Below are 15,978 nucleotides of genomic sequence, written 5' to 3' on the forward strand. Positions count from 1 at the left end.
CGCGCAGGCCGGGAATTATACGCTCGCTGCCGGCAGCGGGACGGCGGTGATTCGCCAGTCATCGCCAACCGCGCGCATGTCAGTGATCTTGAGGTGGGGGGCGTCGACGAGTTTCTCAAGCGGCCAGTCCAGCAAGGGCCGGGCAGCGGAGCCGAGGAACTTGCCGGCGACGAAAATCACGTATTCGTCGACCAGGCCCTGCTGGGCAAACGCGCCCGCCAGGCTTGGGCCCGCTTCCACCAGCACGTCGTTGACGCCACGGGCGGCCAGTGCCACCAACGCTGAGCGCAGGTCGACCTGGCCCTCCACACCCGGCACTACCAGGCACTCGGGACCACGGGGAAACTGGTTTTCCGCGGTCACGCACGTGATGACCAACGCCGGGCCCGCCTTGAAAAAGGGTGCATTGAGCGGCACGCGCAGGCGACCGTCGATCAATACGCGCAGCGGCGGGCGCGACATGGCCAGGGCGGTGGTGTGTGCATCCAGGCCCAGCTCGGCGGCGCGCACGGTCAGGCGCGCACCGTCGGCCAGCACCGTATCGGCGCCGGTCAGCACCACACTCGCTTCGGCGCGCAGGCGCTGGACGGCGGCGCGGGCGGCAGGGCCGGTGATCCATTGGCTTTCGCCGCTGGCCATCGCGGTGCGCCCGTCCAGGCTCATCGCCAGTTTGACCCGCACAAACGGCAGGCCCTGTTCCATGCGCTTGAGAAAGCCAGGGTTCAGCGCGCGCGCTTCAGATTCCAGCACGCCGCTACGAATCTCGATCCCGGCCTGGGCCAAGCGCTGCATGCCGCGCCCCGCCACGTCCGGGTTGGGGTCCTGCATGCCGGCCACTACCCGTGCCACACCGGCGCTCACCAGCGCATCGGCACAGGGCGGCGTGCGGCCGTGGTGGCTGCACGGCTCGAGGGTCACGTACACCGTAGCGCCACGCGCCTTGTCACCGGCGGCGCGCAAGGCGTTAGGTTCGGCATGGGGCTCGCCGGTACGCTCATGCCAGCCTTCGCCGACAATCTGCCCATCGCGCACGATCACGCAGCCCACCCGTGGGTTGGGATGGGTGGTGTACAGGCCCTTGCGCGCCAATTCGAGGGCGCGGGCCATGTAATGGGCGTCGAGCACAGCCTGTTCAGCGGTCATTGTTTGGAAGGCTCACGGGCCAGGCGGTCGATTTCTTCGCGGAACTCATTGAGGTCCTGGAAGCGTCGGTACACCGAGGCGAAACGGATATAGGCGACTTCATCGAGCTTTTGCAGCTCACCCATCACCAGCTCGCCCACCACCAGGCTCTTGACCTCGCGCTCGCCGGTCGCGCGCAACTGGTGCTTGATATGCGCCAGCGCCGCTTCCAGCCGCTCGACACTCACCGGGCGTTTTTCCAGGGCGCGCTGCATACCGGCGCGCAGTTTTTCTTCGTCAAAAGGCTGGCGGCTGCCGTCGGACTTGATCAGACGTGGCAATACCAGTTCGGCGGTTTCGAAGGTGGTGAAACGCTCACCGCAGGCCAGGCATTCGCGCCGGCGACGCACTTGGTCGCCCTCGGCGACCAGACGCGAGTCGATGACCTTGGTGTCGTTGGCACCGCAGAAGGGACAGTGCATGGTTGGCAGGCAACAAAAAATGGGAGGGCCATGGTAGCGCATCCCCGTAGCAAGACAAGCCATAGCCTTTACGGTATATAGGCAGGCTTATATGTTTCATATTTTTAAGCCACGGATTTTGTCCTTTCTGGAGCCGTACATGCAGTTACGACCACTTGTTTTGATCACCCTGTTCAGTTTTCTGGTCGCCTGCAGCAGCGAAGCCCCCAAGCCTGCCGCGCCGCAGCCAACCCCTGCACAAGAGAAAAAAGTCCCCGGCATTGAAGACCTCGGCCCCCTGCCCGCCTACCAGCGTGAAATCAGCGGCAACCTGACCAACGTGCCGGCCGGCGCCGAAGTCGAAATGGCGCTGCTGGTGATCGACGACCGCTCGCGTCCGCAACAACTGCTTGCCAGCAGCGTGTTGACCGGCAACGGCAAGCCCCTGGCCTTTCGCCTGCGCTTCAACCCCGAAGCGTTCCCGGCCGGTGCGCGGGTGGAATTGCGCGCTCGTGCCAGCCAGTCCGGCCAGTTGATCCTGCACCTGCCCGCCGTGCGCATCACCCAGGCGATTACCCAGACCACCGGCCCCCTGCAGCTCGTCAAGGCACCATGACGCCACCGCTGCACCTGCAACGCGCCCTGAGCGAGTTGATCGGCGACGCACAGCTGGTGCCCTGCACGCTGCCGGGCACCGAACTGTCGTTGTGGCTGCTCGACGCCGACAACATGGACCGCGCCTTCAGCCAGGAAGAAACCCGGCGCATCCTGCATGAGCCGCCCTACTGGAGCTTCTGCTGGGCCAGCGGGCTGGCGCTGGCGCGCTATCTGGCGGCGCACCCCGAGTGGGTCGCGGGCAAGCGCGTGCTGGATTTCGGCGCCGGTTCCGGCGTAGCCGCGATTGCGGCGGTTAAAGCCGGGGCATTGGAGGTGGTGGCCTGCGACCTTGATCCGCTGGCGCTGGCCGCTTGCCGGGCGAATGCCGAACTCAACCGGGTGAAACTGAGTTATTCGGCGGACTTCTTCACCGAAGCCGATCGGTTCGACCTGATCCTGGTGGCCGACGTGCTTTACGACCGCGCCAACCTGCCGCTGCTGGACCAGTTCCTGACCCGTGGCCGCGAAGCCCTGGTGGCCGATTCGCGGGTGCGCGACTTCCAGCACGCGAGTTATCAGCGCCTGGAGGTGCTGGACGCATTGACCCTGCCGGACCTGGCCGAGCCCTGGGAGTTTCGCAAGGTGAGCTTGTACCATTCGCGGCGCATTTGAGGTCATCGCGGGCAAGCCCCCTCCCACATTTGACCGCGCTCGCTTTCAGCCGACCGCGCCAGCCCTTATAGTTGCCTCCATTCCCGCTTTATTCGAGACGCCTCATGAGTGAGCCCACGCCGTACATCTTCGACGTCACCACCGCCAACTTCGACCAGGCGGTGATTCAGAACTCTTTTGAAAAACCTGTGTTGGTGGATTTCTGGGCCGAGTGGTGCGCGCCGTGCAAGGCGCTGATGCCGATGCTGGCGCAAATTGCCGAGAGCTATCGCGGTGAATTGCTGTTGGCCAAAGTCGATTGCGAGGCCGAGCAGGACATCGTGGCGCGTTTTGGTATTCAGAGCCTGCCGACCGTGGTGCTGTTCAAGGACGGCCAGCCGGTGGATGGGTTTGCCGGGGCGCAGCCGGAGTCGGCGGTGCGGGCGATGCTCGAGCCCCATGTGCAGATGCCGCCACCGGCTGCGGCGGATCCGCTGGAGCAGGCACAAGCATTGTTCGCCGAAGGCCGCATCAGCGATGCCGAAGCCGTGCTGGTTGTGCTGCTGGGCGAAGACAACACCAACGCCGCCGCGCTGATCCTGTATGCGCGTTGCCTGGCCGAGCGCGGCGAACTGGATGAAGCACAAACCGTGCTGGACGCCGTAAAAGGCGATGACCACAAAGCTGCCCTCGCCGGGGCCAAGGCGCAAATCACCTTCCTGCGCCAGGCGGCCGACCTGCCGGACGCCGCCGACCTGAAAAGCCGCCTGGCGCAGAACCCGCAGGATGACGAAGCGGCCTATCAGTTGAGCATTCACCAACTGGCGCGCCAGCAATACGACGCCGCGCTGGAAGGCCTGCTCAAACTGTTTATCCGCAATCGCAGCTACAGCGAAGGCCTGCCGCACAAGACCTTGCTGCAGGTGTTCGAGCTGCTGGGCAACGATCACCCGCTGGTCACGGCGTACCGCCGCAAATTGTTTGCCGCGTTGTATTAATCGCCCATCCAGCTGTACAGCGGCGTATCCCCGCCGCTGGTCACCTTCACCTTGGCGCTGTGGCGCAGGCGCACCAACAGGCGCTTGCCTGCCGCCGCATCGCCGGCCAGGCCTTCCAGTTGATCCAGTAACTCCAAGCCGCTGAGCTGCCCGGCGTTGCGCAACAGATCCTGGGCGTTCTGCCATAGATCCTCACTTGGCCTGACCGGTACCGCAGTCGACTCGGTAGGCACCGGGGCGGCCTGCAGTTGTGCGCCCAACCGCGCCCAATCGCCGTCGTCCAACTCCAGGGTCAAGTCCACCGGCAGGTCGCCGACGGTTCCACGAATTCGCAACATCGTCCTTACTCCTGCATTTTTTCTGACGGGCATGCTCCCATGCAGCTTGCGCAACGCCAAGCGGGCGGTCAAACTCTCGGCACCAGTGTTATAAGATCACATAACAAAACTTTCATCTTTGGAGTCCTGTCATGCGCCGTCTGCTGCTCGCTTTGCCGTTTGCCCTGCTGCCACTGGCGGTCGCTCATGCTCATGAAGATCACGACCATGAGCACGCCAGCCTCGGTGCCCATGAACATGGCGTGGGCCGTCTCAATGCGGTGCTCGACGGCCAGTCCCTGGAGCTTGAACTGGACAGCCCGGCCATGAACCTGGTGGGTTTCGAACACGTCGCGACCAGTGCCGCCGACAAGGCCAAAGTCGCCGCTGCGCGCAAACAGCTGGAAAGCCCGCTGGTGTTGTTCAAGCTGCCCAAGGCCGCCGGTTGCGTCGTCAGCTCCCAGGAACTCAACAGCCCGCTGTTCGGCGACAAACCGGAAGCCGATCACGATGACGACGATGGCGATGACAATGACCACGCCACCGACGGCAAAGGCGTCGCCGCCCACGAACACCATCACGACCACAGCGAAATCCACGCCCACTACCAGTTCACCTGCGCCACGCCAGAGGCACTGAGCAACCTGGACCTGAGCCAAGTGTTCAAGACCTTTCCCGCCACCCAGAAGATTCAGGTACAACTGATCGGCCCGAGCGGCCAGCAAGGTGTTGACGCGACCGCCACTGCAGCCACCCTGAAGTTCTGAGTTCACATGACCCATGCATTGATCCAACTGTCCGACCTGGGTTTCAACTGGCCCGGTCACCCGCAGTTGCTGGACATCCCCGCGTTCCGCCTGGAGCCGGGGGAAACCCTGTTCCTCAAGGGCCCCAGCGGCAGTGGCAAAACCACCTTGCTCGGACTGCTCGGCGGTGTGCAGACGCCCAGCCGGGGCAGTATCCGCCTGCTTGGCCAGGAGCTGACCGAACTCTCGGCCGGCGCCCGTGACCGGTTCCGGGTGGACCACACCGGCTACATCTTCCAGCAGTTCAACCTGCTGCCGTTTTTGTCGGTGCGCGAAAATGTCGAGTTGCCGTGCCACTTCTCCAAACTGCGTGCGCAGCGAGCGATCCAGCGCCACGGCAGTGTCGACCAGGCCGCGGCGACCTTGCTGGCACACCTGGGCTTGAAAGACCCGGACCTGCTCGAGCGCCGCGCCGACTCGCTGTCCATCGGCCAGCAACAACGGGTGGCCGCCGCCCGTGCGCTGATCGGCCAACCGGAACTGGTGATCGCCGACGAACCCACCTCGGCCCTTGACTACGACGCGCGCGAAGCATTCATTCAGTTGCTGTTCGCCGAATGCCGCGACGCCGGGGCCAGCCTGTTGTTTGTCAGCCACGACCAAAGCCTGGCGCCGCTGTTCGACCGCAACCTGTCGCTGGCCGAACTCAATCGCGCCGCCACGCCCGCAGAGGTTTGAGATGTATCTGTTTCGTCTAGCCATGGCCAGCCTGGCTAACCGCCGCTTTACCGCGATCCTCACCGCCTTCGCCATCGCGCTTTCCGTGTGCTTGTTGCTCGCGGTAGAGCGCGTGCGCGTGGAAGCGCGCAACAGCTTCGCCAGCACCATCAGCGGCACCGACCTGATCGTCGGTGCGCGATCGGGCTCGGTGAACCTGCTGCTGTACTCGGTGTTCCGCATCGGCAACGCCACCAATAACATCCGCTGGGACAGCTACGAGCACTTCGCCGCCAGCCCCCAGGTGAAGTGGGCGATCCCGATTTCCCTCGGCGATTCCCATCGCGGTTACCGTGTGATGGGCACCAACGCGTCGTACTTCGAGCATTACCAGTACGGGCGCAAACAGAACCTTGAGCTGGCCAGCGGCCGCGCCTTTGCCACCGACCCGTTCGAGGTGGTGCTCGGTGCCGAAGTGGCCGACGCCCTGCACTATAAGCTCGGCGACAAGCTGGTGCTGGCCCATGGTGTAGCAGTCGTCAGCCTGGTCAAGCACGATGACAAGCCCTTCACCGTGGTCGGCATCCTCAAGCGCACCGGCACGCCGGTGGACCGCACGCTGCATATCAGCCTCGGCGGCATGGAGGCGATCCACATCGACTGGCACAACGGCGTGCCGGCCCAGGGCAAAGGCCGTATCAGCGCCGACCAGGCGCGCAATATGGACCTCACCCCGCAAGCCATCACCGCCTTCATGCTCGGCTTGAACAACAAGATTTCCACCTTCGCCCTGCAACGGGAAATCAATGAATTCCGTGGCGAGCCGATGCTGGCTATTCTGCCGGGCGTGGCGCTGCAAGAGCTGTGGAGCATGATGGGCACCGCCGAAAAAGCCTTGTTCGTGATTTCGCTGTTCGTGGTGCTGACCGGCTTGATCGGCATGCTCACGGCGATCCTCACCAGCCTCAATGAACGCCGCCGCGAAATGGCGATCCTGCGCTCGGTGGGCGCACGGCCGTGGCATATCGCAACGCTGCTGATCTTCGAGGCTTTCGCTTTGGCCCTGGCCGGCGTGGTGGCAGGTCTGGGTTTGCTGTACCTGTGCATTGCCGCATCGCGGGGTTATTTGCAGACCAATTACGGCCTGGACCTGCCGATGGCGTGGCCGAGCGAATATGAATGGACGTTGCTCGCCGGTATCCTGGCGGCGGCGTTATTGATGGGCAGCGTGCCCGCATGGCGTGCCTATCGCCAGTCGTTGGCCGATGGCCTGTCCATCCGTTTATGAGGAAGCTGTCGATGCGTCGTGCCCTGTTTGCCCTGTTACTGCTGGTGGCCTTGCCTGCCTGGGCCGAGGAGCAGCCCAGGGATTTGTCGTGGCAGGAAATGATCCCGCCGGATGCGCCACCGGAAGTGCCCAATATGAAGCCGCTGCATGACCTGTCGAACATGGCCGATGCCTTGTCCGTCGAAGCCGCGCCGGCTGCCAGGCAGGACCTGCCCAACGCGCCGGTGGTGCAGAGCCTGGACGGTCAGCACATTCGCCTGCCGGGCTACATTGTGCCGCTGGAGGTGAGCGAAGAAGGCCGCACCACCGAGTTCCTGCTGGTGCCGTATTTCGGCGCGTGCATCCATGTGCCGCCGCCGCCGTCGAACCAGATCGTGCATGTGAAAAGCGAAGTCGGCGTGAAACTCGATGAGCTGTACCAGCCGTACTGGATCGAAGGCGCGATGCAGGTCAAGCCGTCGTCCAGTGAACTGGCTGACGCCGGTTACCAGATGGATGCCGAGAAGATTTATATGTACGAGCTGGAGGAATAACCCTTACCTGCAAACACACCGCAGATCAAAATGTGGGAGGGGGCTTGCTCCCGATAGCAGAGTGCCAGTCAACAGAGTTATTGGCTGACCCACCGCCATCGGGAGCAAGCCCCCTCCCACAGTTTTTACCGCGTGGTTGCCCTTTCATTGAGCTGAGTCAACAGATCGAGTGGAACGATCTTTACCATTGGACGTACAACTTTTAACGTCCTTTTGGAGCTCCCATGAACAAGTCCCTGCTCGGCGCGTCCCTGTTCGCGCTCGCCCTCGTCGCCCCTGTCGCTCACGCTCACCAAGCGGGCGACATCCTGATTCGCGCCGGTGCAATCACCGTGAATCCGAAGGCCGACAGCAGCAGCGTCAAGGTTGACCAAGGCCCATTGGCGGGCACCAACCTGGGCGGCAAGGCGACCATGAGCAGCGACACCCAACTGGGCTTGAACTTCGCCTACATGCTCACCGATCACGTCGGTATCGAACTGCTGGCCGCCACGCCGTTCGAGCATGACGTAAAAATCAAGAACACCGCCCTCGGCGCCGCCAACGGCAAGCTCGGCACGCTGAAACACCTGCCGCCGACCTTGAGCGTCGTGTACTACCCGCTGGACCACCAGTCGGCGTTCCAACCGTATGTGGGCGCCGGTATCAACTACACCTGGATCTACGACGAGCACGTCGGCAGCCGCGCCGAGCAGGCCGGCTTCAGCAACTTCAAGGCCGAGAATTCCTGGGGCTGGGCCGCGCAGATCGGCGCCGACTACATGATCAACGACAAATGGATGATCAACGCCCAGGCGCGCTATATCGATATCAGCACCAAGGCGACGGTGGATAACAATGCGTTGGGCCAGGGCACTCGGGCCAAGGTCAACGTGGACGTCGACCCGATGGTTTACATGGTGGGTATCGGCTACAAGTTCTAAGCAACACGCATAACCAAAATGTGGGAGGGGGCTTGCTCCCGATGGCGGTGGATCAGTCAATGAATATGTTGACTGACACTCTGCTATCGGGGGCAAGCCCCCTCCCACATTGGGTTTTGGGTTGTGTCAGGTGTGGCGGTAGAAGCGGTCGAGCAGCGCCGGCAAGCCCGCCCGCCACGCCCGTGGCTTGATGCCAAAGGTGTGCAGGATTTTCTTGCAGGCCAGCACCGCGTGTTGCGGTTCTTCTGCCGCATCCGGCCGCGCCGCGTGGGCCTGGGCGGTCGGCGACTCGATGGCCAGCGGGTGGAAGTTGCGCGCTTCGGTGAGGATCGCCTGGCCCAGCGCCAGCGGTGTGGTCGCCTCGTGGCCGGCATAATGGTAGGTGCCCCACAGCGGCGCCGCGCAATCGAGTTGCTTGAGCACGGAAATGATCACCCGCGCCGCATCGTCCACCGGCGTCGGGTTGCCCCTACGGTCGTCCGCCATCAGTAATTCATCCGGCTGTTCGGCCCGGGCCAGGAAGCGCCCAAGGGTGCCGTCGACGCTGTCATCGAGCAGCCAGCCAAAGCGCAGCAGCACGTGTTGCGGGCAGGTGGCGCGTACGCTCTGCTCGATACGCCACAACGCCTGGCCGCGCAGGCCCAGGGGCACCGGCTCGTCTTTTTCGCTGTAGGCGGTGGCGCGGGAACCGTCGAACACGCGGTAGCTGGACGGTTGCAGCAGGGTAATGCTGTGATGCTGGCACAGTTCGGCGAGCCGTTCGATGGCGAATTCCTGGGAAGCCAGGCGGGTTTCGCTGACCGCTTCGGCCTGGAACCAGTCGAAATAGTAGGCGAGATTGATCAACGCATCGGGACGGGTGTCGTCGAGCAACTGGGTGAGGCTTGCGGCATCCCAGCCGTCTTGGGGCGGTTTGGGGGCGAGGAAACCGATGTCTTCCTCTGCACCGAGGCGAATCAGCGCCTGCCCGAGGGCATTCCCGCCGCCCAGTAACATAAGGCGCATTCGCATAGATTGAGCAGGCCCGGTCTGTTTGGAACGATGGTTGTGTCGGCAGGCGCGTGAGCCTTGCCGTAGGTTTATTCCAGAATCGTTGCATTTTGCGGGTTTGTAGCGCAACCGTCACGGACAAAGTAGGTGTTTGCAACTTGTTGGAGCAGGTGGCATCAATCACTACATGAACTCTCCCGAATCAACGGACAGGGCTTTGGACGGCTTCCACCCCGCCGTCAGTACCTGGTTCCGCAGCACCTTCCCCTCAGTGACCGGCGCGCAGGCCCAGGCGTGGCCGCTGATCCGGCAGCGCCGCTCGACGCTGATCGCCGCGCCGACCGGTTCGGGCAAGACCCTGACCGCCTTTCTCGCGGTGCTGGACGACCTGGTCCATCAGGGTCTGGCCAACGGCGGCCAATTGCCCGATGAAACCCTGGTGGTCTACGTTTCGCCGCTCAAGGCACTCTCCAACGATATTCAGATCAATCTGCAAAACCCACTGGCAGGCATCACCGAGCACCTCGAGAAACAAGGCCTGCCGCCGTTGGTGATCCGCACCGCAGTGCGCACCGGCGACACCCCGCAAAAAGAGCGCGCCCAGATGCGCAAGCGCGCGCCGCATATCCTGGTCACCACCCCGGAATCGCTGTATGTGCTGCTCGGCTCGGACTCGGGCCGACAGATGCTCGCCAACACGCGCACGGTGATCGTCGATGAAATCCACGCGATTGCCGCCGGCAAGCGCGGCAGTCACTTGGCGCTGAGCCTGGAGCGCCTGCAGGCGTTGTGCGCCGAGCCGCTGACGCGCATCGGCTTGTCGGCCACACAAAAGCCCATCGAAGCGGTCTCGCGGTTTCTGGTCGGCACCGGGCGCGAATGCGCCATCGTCGACATCGGCCACGCCCGCCCGCGCGACCTGGATATCGAGGTGCCACCGGTGCCGCTCTCGGCAGTGATGGCCAATGATGTGTGGGAACTGGTCTATAACCGTCTCGCCGAACTGGCCCGTGACCACCGCACCACCCTGATTTTCGTCAACACGCGACGCCTGGCCGAACGCCTGGCGCGGCACCTGAGCGAGCGCCTGGGCAAAACGGCGGTGGCCGCCCACCATGGCAGCCTGGCCAAGGAAATGCGCCTGGACGCCGAGCAACGTCTCAAGGCCGGTGAGCTGCAGGTGCTGATCGCTACCGCGTCCTTGGAGCTGGGGATTGATATCGGCGATGTGGACCTGGTCTGCCAGATCGGCTCGCCCGGTTCGATCAACGGTTTTCTGCAACGGGTCGGCCGCTCCGGGCACCAGGTCGGCGGCACGCCCAAGGGCCGCCTGTTTGCCACCACCCGCGACGACCTGATCGAATGCGCCGCTCTCCTCGACTGCGTACGCCGTGGCGAACTCGACACCTTGCACATCCCCGTGGCGCCACTGGACGTGCTGGCCCAGCAGATCATCGCCGAGGTCAGTGCCCTCGAATGGCCGGAAGCAGCCCTGCTGACGCTTATTCGCCGCGCCGCGCCCTATGCCGAGTTGGATGAGCGCCACTACCAGGCGCTGTTGCGCATGCTTACCGATGGCTACAACGGGCGCCAGGGTATCCGCAGCGCTTATCTGCACCGTGACGCCGTGACCCATACCCTGCGCGGCCGCCGTGGTGCCCGTCTCACGGCGGTGACCAGCGGCGGTACCATCCCCGACAACGCCGACTACAGCGTGCTGCTGGAGCCCCAGAGCCTGAACATCGGCAGCGTCAACGAAGACTTCGCGGTGGAAAGCATCGCGGGCGATATTTTCCAGTTGGGCAATACGTCGTACCGCATCCTGCGGGTAGAAGCCGGCAAGGTGCGGGTCGAGGACGCCCACGGCCAGCCGCCGACTATTCCGTTCTGGCTGGGTGAAGCACCGGGGCGCAGCAATGAGTTGTCGGCGGCGGTGGCCCGTTTGCAGGGGCAGCTGGATCAGCTGCTCAGCGCCAGCCCCGGCGACCTGCTCCCGGCGCACGCCTGGCTCACTGGTACGCTGGGTTTGAACCGCGCCAGCGCCGAACAGATACTGGATTACCTGGCCCGCGCACGCCTTGCCCTCAGCGCGTTGCCGTCCCAGGACACGTTGATCATGGAGCGGTTTTTCGACGAGTCCGGCGGCACCCAGTTGATCATCCACACGCCCTTTGGCAGCCGCATCAACCGCGCCTGGGGCCTGGCCCTGCGCAAGCGTTTCTGCCGCACCTTCAACTTCGAGCTGCAAGCGGCGGCCAGCGAAAATGCGATTGTGCTGTCGCTGTCCACCAGCCACAGCTTCGCCCTCGATGAAGTGTGGCGTTACCTCAACAGCAATAGCGCTGAACACCTGCTGATCCAGGCGGTGCTGGATGCGCCGCTGTTCGGTGTGCGCTGGCGCTGGAACGCCGGCGTCGCGCTGGCGTTGCCGCGTTATACCGGTGGGCGCAAGGTGGCGCCGCAGATTCAGCGCATGAAAAGCGAAGACCTGATCGCCAGTGTGTTTCCCGATCAGATTGCCTGCCTGGAAAACCTCGCCGGCGAACGCGAAGTGCCCGACCATCCGCTGGTGGAACAAACCCTCGACGACTGCCTGCACGAAGCCATGGACAGCGATGGCTGGCTGGCCCTGCTGCGGCGCATGGAAGCGGGCGACATTCGCATGGTCAGCCGCGACCTGCCCGCGCCTTCGCCGATGGCCGCCGAGATTCTCAGCGCGCGCCCCTACACCTTCCTCGATGACGCGCCGCTGGAAGAACGCCGCACCCAGGCCGTGCTCAACCGCCGCTGGAGCGACCCGCAAAGTACCGACGACCTCGGCGCACTGGATGCCGAGGCCATCGCCGGCGTACGCGAAGAGGCCTGGCCGGCGCCCCAGGGGCCGGATGAAATGCACGAAGCGCTGATGAGCCTGGCCTGCATTGCAAGCCAGGAAGTCACGCCGCAGTGGGCCGAGTGGCTGCAAGCATTGACCGAGGCCGGACGCGCTTACCCGCTGCCCAACGGCCTGTGGGTGGCCGTGGAACGCTTGAGCTGTTTGCAGGCGATTTACCCGCACACCCTGGCGCTGCTGCCCGGTTTCGATGAGCCGTGGACATTCGATGAGGCGTTGGTAGAAGTGCTGCGCGCACGCCTGGGGGGTTTCGGCCCGTTGACGCTGCCCGAGATTGCCGCGCCGCTGGCGTTGCCCGCCGCCACCGTGGCCCAGGCATTGGCGCGGCTGGAACAGGAAGGCTATGTGCTGCGCGGGCACTTCAGCCCCGGGGCCGTTGAGGAGCAATGGTGCGAACGACACCTGTTGGCGCGTATTCATCGCTACACGGTCAAGCGCCTGCGCCGGGAAATCGAACCGGTGGCGCTGCAGGATTTCATGCGCTTTCTGTTCGACTGGCAGCACCTGTCCGACCACGCGCGTGGCCAAGGCAGCGCGGTGTTGCCGCAAATCGTCGGCCAGTTCGAAGGCTATGCCGCCGCCACCTCGGCCTGGGACAGCGACCTGCTCAGCGCGCGGATCAAGGACTACTCGTCGACCTGGCTCGACGACTTGTGCCGCAGCGGCAAGCTGGTGTGGACGCGCCTGAGCCACAAGGCCGGCGCCATGGCCTTGCGCAGTACGCCGATCGTGCTGTTGCCGCGCAGCCAGGTGCCGCTGTGGAGCGGGCTGACCGAACAGACGGACAGCACGACGCTGTCACCCAAGGCGCAAAAAGTCCATTTGGCCCTGCGCGAACACGGCGCATTGTTTTTCGATGAACTGGTGCACGAAGCCCACCTGCTGCGCAGCGAGCTGGAAACCGCGTTGCAGGAGTTGGTCGGCGCAGGCTTGGTCAATGCCGACAGTTTCGCCGGGCTGCGCGCCCTGACCACGCCCGCCAGTAAACGCCAGGCGCGCAGCAGCCGGCGGGGGCGCGGCGCGTTTATCGGCGGCATGGACGACGCCGGGCGCTGGGCCTTGATCCGCCGCGCGCCGAGCGACGCCGGTGCGCATTCGGCCGAGACGCTGGAGCATGTGGCGATGACCCTGCTGCGCCGCTATGGCGTGGTGTTCTGGCGCTTGCTGGAGCGCGAGGCGGACTGGCTGCCGAGCTGGCGCGAATTGCTGCGCACCTTCCATCGGCTGGAGGCCCGGGGCGAAATTCGCGGTGGGCGGTTTGTCAGCGGGTTGGCGGGTGAGCAGTTTGCATTGCCGGAGGCTATCCCGTTGCTGCGCGAAGTACGGCGGCGCCCTCACGACGGTAGCTTGATTGCCGTGTGCGGGGCGGATCCGTTGAATCTGGTGGGTACGCTGTTACCAGGCAGCAAGGTGCCGGCGGTGAGTGGCAATCGGATTGTGTATCGGGATGGGGTGCCGGCGGCGGTGATGGTGGGCGGTAAGCAGCAGATTTTGTCGGAGGTGGATCGGCAGGCGGTGCAGGAGAAGTTGATCCGGCATTGAGTTTGAGGGCCTCATCGGGAGCAAGCCCCCTCCCACAGTTGATTGCGTTCACAGATCAAAATGTGGGAGGGGGCTTGCCCCCGATGGCTTCAGCTAAAGCAACACAATTATTGCGAGCGAGGCTGCTCGGTCAGCATCACCGCCTCAGTCTCATCCACTTGGGCAGTGCGCTTGGGCAACAACACCTGCTGTGGATAAGTCTGCGCGAAATGCACCTCATCGCAGTTATCCACAAGCTTTTTCAGACGCTGGTTAAACGCACGGCTCACCGCATATTGCCCACCCGACACGGTACGGAACTGCGCCGTCAGCACCACGCCGTTGAGGTCCATCTTGTCGACCCCAAACACTTCCAGCGGCCCTTGCAGGTTGTACTTGAGGAACACATCGTCGCGAATCGACTGCCCGGCTTCGCGGATCAGCTCCACGGCTTTGTCCACGTCGGTGTCGTAGGTGAACTGCACCGAGAAGAACGCATAAGCGAACTGCCGCGACTGGTTGGTGACGGCCTTGATCTGCCCGAACGGCACCGAATGCACGAAGCCCTTGCCGTCGCGCAGGCGCAGGGTGCGGATGGTCAGGCCCTCGACGGTGCCGGCATGGCCAGAGTCGAGCACCACCCAGTCGCCGATCGACAGGGTGTCTTCGATGATGATGAACAGGCCGGTGATCACGTCCTGCACCAATTGCTGCGAACCGAAACCGATGGCCAGGCCGACCACACCGGCACCCGCCAGCAGCGGCGCGACGTTGATACCCAGATTGGCCATGGTGGTGATCGCACAAATCACCACGAGGATAATCTTCACCGCGTTACGCAGCAGCGGCAGGATGGTTTTCACGCGGGTGCTGGGCTGGCGGCTGGAGCGCTTGTTCACCGGGGGTTTGAGCGCTTCCTGAATCGCCGTATCGAGCACCACCCAGAACAGCCAGGTCATCAGCAGGATCAGGCCGATGCTGCTGAGGGAATCGCTGATCGCCCGGCCCACCGAGTTGCGCTGGGCAAACTCGAACAACGACACGCCCCAGATCCGCCCGAGGATTTCAATAAAGGCGATGGCCATGACAATGCGCAATATCGCGTGCAACAGGCTGAGGAAGCGCTCCTTGTAGGCGCTGCTGCGCTGGATCGCCACCTGGCTGCGCGACTTGAACAGGTGTTGCAGCACGGTGCTGAGGAACACGGTGCCGATCAGCAGGATCGTGGTGAACAAGGCACAGCGCAGGGCCTTTTGGTTGTCGTCGCCGGCACCGATCAGGTTGATCGCCGAGACCAGCACCATCAGCAGAATCGGCCAATACCAAAGCCCGGAAAATACTCGCAATGACTGTTGCAACGCTGGGTGCTTGAGGCGCTGGGCCAGCGGCCGATTACGAATCAGATGCGCCACCGGACGCCGCAGGCGCACCACCAGCACGCCGAAGATCAGCGTGGCGAACAGGCCGGTAAACACTGCGATGCTGCTGGTGATATTGCCGCCGAACTGGCGGGCGATCTGCGGGCTGGTCAGTGCATCGCTGAGGGCCGCGAGGAAACCGATCAGAAACAGCGGTTTTGGGCAGTAGTCGCGAATGATCTGCACCGCCGGGCGCTTGTGGCCTAGGTTGAACATGACGATGACGCACAGCAGCATTGAGGTGGAAAAGATGCCGCTACTGGTGGCATAGGCAAAACACAGCGCCAGCGCCCGGCCCACGGAGTTGACTAGAAAGTGGCTGACAGACAGCGTCAACGGCAGGCAGATAACCGCCGGGATGGTGTAAGGCACCACGTACCCCAGCACCGCCAGCAGGCGCGCCCGGCGCTGGAAAAACACCCGCTGGCTCAAGCGGCGGACGATCAGGCGCCCCAGCAGGGTCAGCAGCGCAAAGGCGCCGATCCACACCGCCGAAAGCAACAGGAAATCCCCGGCCACGCTCCACGGCGAGCGCGCGGCCGTCTGGTTGACCAGCCGCCCTACTTCGTTAGCGGCGCGGTCGGCGCGCAGGCGCCATTCGTCGATGAAATTCTGGTTGAGGTCCAGCTTCTGCTGCACATCATCGATGCTGGAGCTGATGGCCCCGAGCAGGCCGCCTTCCACCAGCAATTCCGGCTTGGCCGGGGCTTCGGGCTCAGGCGCGGTGGCCGCGGCATACAGTGCGCCATTGCCGCAGAACAGCAGCGCGCCGAGCAGTAATGCAGTCTTGAAATTCAGCAAAA

At 63.9% G+C, this 15,978-nt stretch carries 14 protein-coding genes; 9 read left to right on the top strand and 5 right to left on the bottom strand.

Annotated features, from left to right (window positions below):
• Nucleotides 1-15: 15 nt before the first annotated feature.
• Together ribD and nrdR are read right to left on the bottom strand one after the other, a co-directional pair.
• Nucleotides 16-1,143, bottom strand: coding sequence for a bifunctional diaminohydroxyphosphoribosylaminopyrimidine deaminase/5-amino-6-(5-phosphoribosylamino)uracil reductase RibD (ribD, locus tag C4J87_RS22750; protein WP_124368510.1), 1,128 nt, complete (start codon nt 1,141-1,143; stop codon nt 16-18).
• Entirely contained in the window at nt 1,140-1,604 is a 465-nt protein-coding gene (gene nrdR, locus C4J87_RS22755) for a transcriptional regulator NrdR (RefSeq protein ID WP_124368511.1), read from the bottom strand. Before nrdR ends, ribD begins: the two co-directional genes overlap by 4 nt.
• Nucleotides 1,605-1,743: 139 nt before the next feature.
• Between nrdR and C4J87_RS22760 the strand changes: the two genes are divergently transcribed.
• The 3 genes from C4J87_RS22760 to trxA all read left to right on the top strand — a co-directional run bounded on the left by C4J87_RS22760 (nt 1,744) and on the right by trxA (nt 3,829).
• Nucleotides 1,744-2,199 (top strand): YbaY family lipoprotein, encoded by a 456-nt coding sequence (locus C4J87_RS22760; protein ID WP_124364591.1) that lies wholly within the window; start codon nt 1,744-1,746, stop codon nt 2,197-2,199.
• Nucleotides 2,196-2,852 carry a methyltransferase gene (locus C4J87_RS22765; RefSeq protein WP_124368512.1) on the top strand — a complete coding sequence of 219 codons (657 nt, stop codon included), beginning with the start codon at nt 2,196-2,198 and terminating at the stop codon, nt 2,850-2,852. Before C4J87_RS22760 ends, C4J87_RS22765 begins: the two co-directional genes overlap by 4 nt.
• A 104-nt stretch (nt 2,853-2,956) precedes the next feature.
• On the top strand, nt 2,957-3,829 hold the full coding sequence (gene trxA, locus C4J87_RS22770; protein ID WP_124368513.1) for a thioredoxin: 873 nt from the start codon (nt 2,957-2,959) through the stop codon (nt 3,827-3,829).
• Here trxA and C4J87_RS22775 read toward each other — a convergent pair.
• Nucleotides 3,826-4,167 carry a hypothetical protein gene (locus C4J87_RS22775; RefSeq protein WP_124368514.1) on the bottom strand — a complete coding sequence of 114 codons (342 nt, stop codon included), beginning with the start codon at nt 4,165-4,167 and terminating at the stop codon, nt 3,826-3,828. The genes trxA and C4J87_RS22775 overlap by 4 nt on opposite strands.
• Before the next feature lie 131 nt (nt 4,168-4,298).
• Between C4J87_RS22775 and C4J87_RS22780 the strand changes: the two genes are divergently transcribed.
• The 5 genes from C4J87_RS22780 to C4J87_RS22800 all read left to right on the top strand — a co-directional run bounded on the left by C4J87_RS22780 (nt 4,299) and on the right by C4J87_RS22800 (nt 8,353).
• Nucleotides 4,299-4,913: a DUF2796 domain-containing protein gene (locus C4J87_RS22780; RefSeq protein WP_124368515.1), complete on the top strand. Its 615-nt coding sequence runs from the start codon at nt 4,299-4,301 to the stop codon at nt 4,911-4,913.
• A 6-nt stretch (nt 4,914-4,919) separates the two neighbouring features.
• Nucleotides 4,920-5,630 (top strand): ABC transporter ATP-binding protein, encoded by a 711-nt coding sequence (locus C4J87_RS22785; RefSeq protein WP_124368516.1) that lies wholly within the window; start codon nt 4,920-4,922, stop codon nt 5,628-5,630.
• A gap of 1 nt (nt 5,631) precedes the next feature.
• The gene (locus C4J87_RS22790) at nt 5,632-6,897 is read left to right on the top strand and encodes an ABC transporter permease (protein ID WP_124368517.1); all 1,266 of its coding nucleotides are present in this window, start codon (nt 5,632-5,634) and stop codon (nt 6,895-6,897) included.
• An 11-nt stretch (nt 6,898-6,908) separates the two neighbouring features.
• The gene (locus tag C4J87_RS22795) at nt 6,909-7,430 is read left to right on the top strand and encodes a DUF3299 domain-containing protein (RefSeq protein WP_124368518.1); all 522 of its coding nucleotides are present in this window, start codon (nt 6,909-6,911) and stop codon (nt 7,428-7,430) included.
• Nucleotides 7,431-7,654: 224 nt separating this feature from the next.
• Nucleotides 7,655-8,353, top strand: a complete 699-nt coding sequence (locus C4J87_RS22800) for an OmpW family protein (protein ID WP_124368519.1) — start codon at nt 7,655-7,657, stop codon at nt 8,351-8,353.
• A 126-nt stretch (nt 8,354-8,479) separates the two neighbouring features.
• On the opposite strand, the gene C4J87_RS22805 is transcribed toward C4J87_RS22800, so the two are convergent.
• Nucleotides 8,480-9,364 (bottom strand): sugar nucleotide-binding protein, encoded by an 885-nt coding sequence (locus C4J87_RS22805; RefSeq protein ID WP_124364600.1) that lies wholly within the window; start codon nt 9,362-9,364, stop codon nt 8,480-8,482.
• Nucleotides 9,365-9,530: 166 nt separating this feature from the next.
• Here C4J87_RS22805 and C4J87_RS22810 point away from each other — a divergent pair, with 166 nt between their 5' ends.
• Nucleotides 9,531-13,778 carry a DEAD/DEAH box helicase gene (locus tag C4J87_RS22810; RefSeq protein ID WP_124368520.1) on the top strand — a complete coding sequence of 1,416 codons (4,248 nt, stop codon included), beginning with the start codon at nt 9,531-9,533 and terminating at the stop codon, nt 13,776-13,778.
• A gap of 107 nt (nt 13,779-13,885) precedes the next feature.
• On the opposite strand, the gene C4J87_RS22815 is transcribed toward C4J87_RS22810, so the two are convergent.
• Nucleotides 13,886-15,976: a mechanosensitive ion channel family protein gene (locus C4J87_RS22815; protein WP_124368521.1), complete on the bottom strand. Its 2,091-nt coding sequence runs from the start codon at nt 15,974-15,976 to the stop codon at nt 13,886-13,888.
• Nucleotides 15,977-15,978: the final 2 nt, after the last annotated feature.

Origin of the sequence: Pseudomonas sp. R1-43-08, from assembly GCF_003852255.1 — a bacterium.
In the GTDB taxonomy this organism is placed as follows: domain Bacteria; phylum Pseudomonadota; class Gammaproteobacteria; order Pseudomonadales; family Pseudomonadaceae; genus Aquipseudomonas.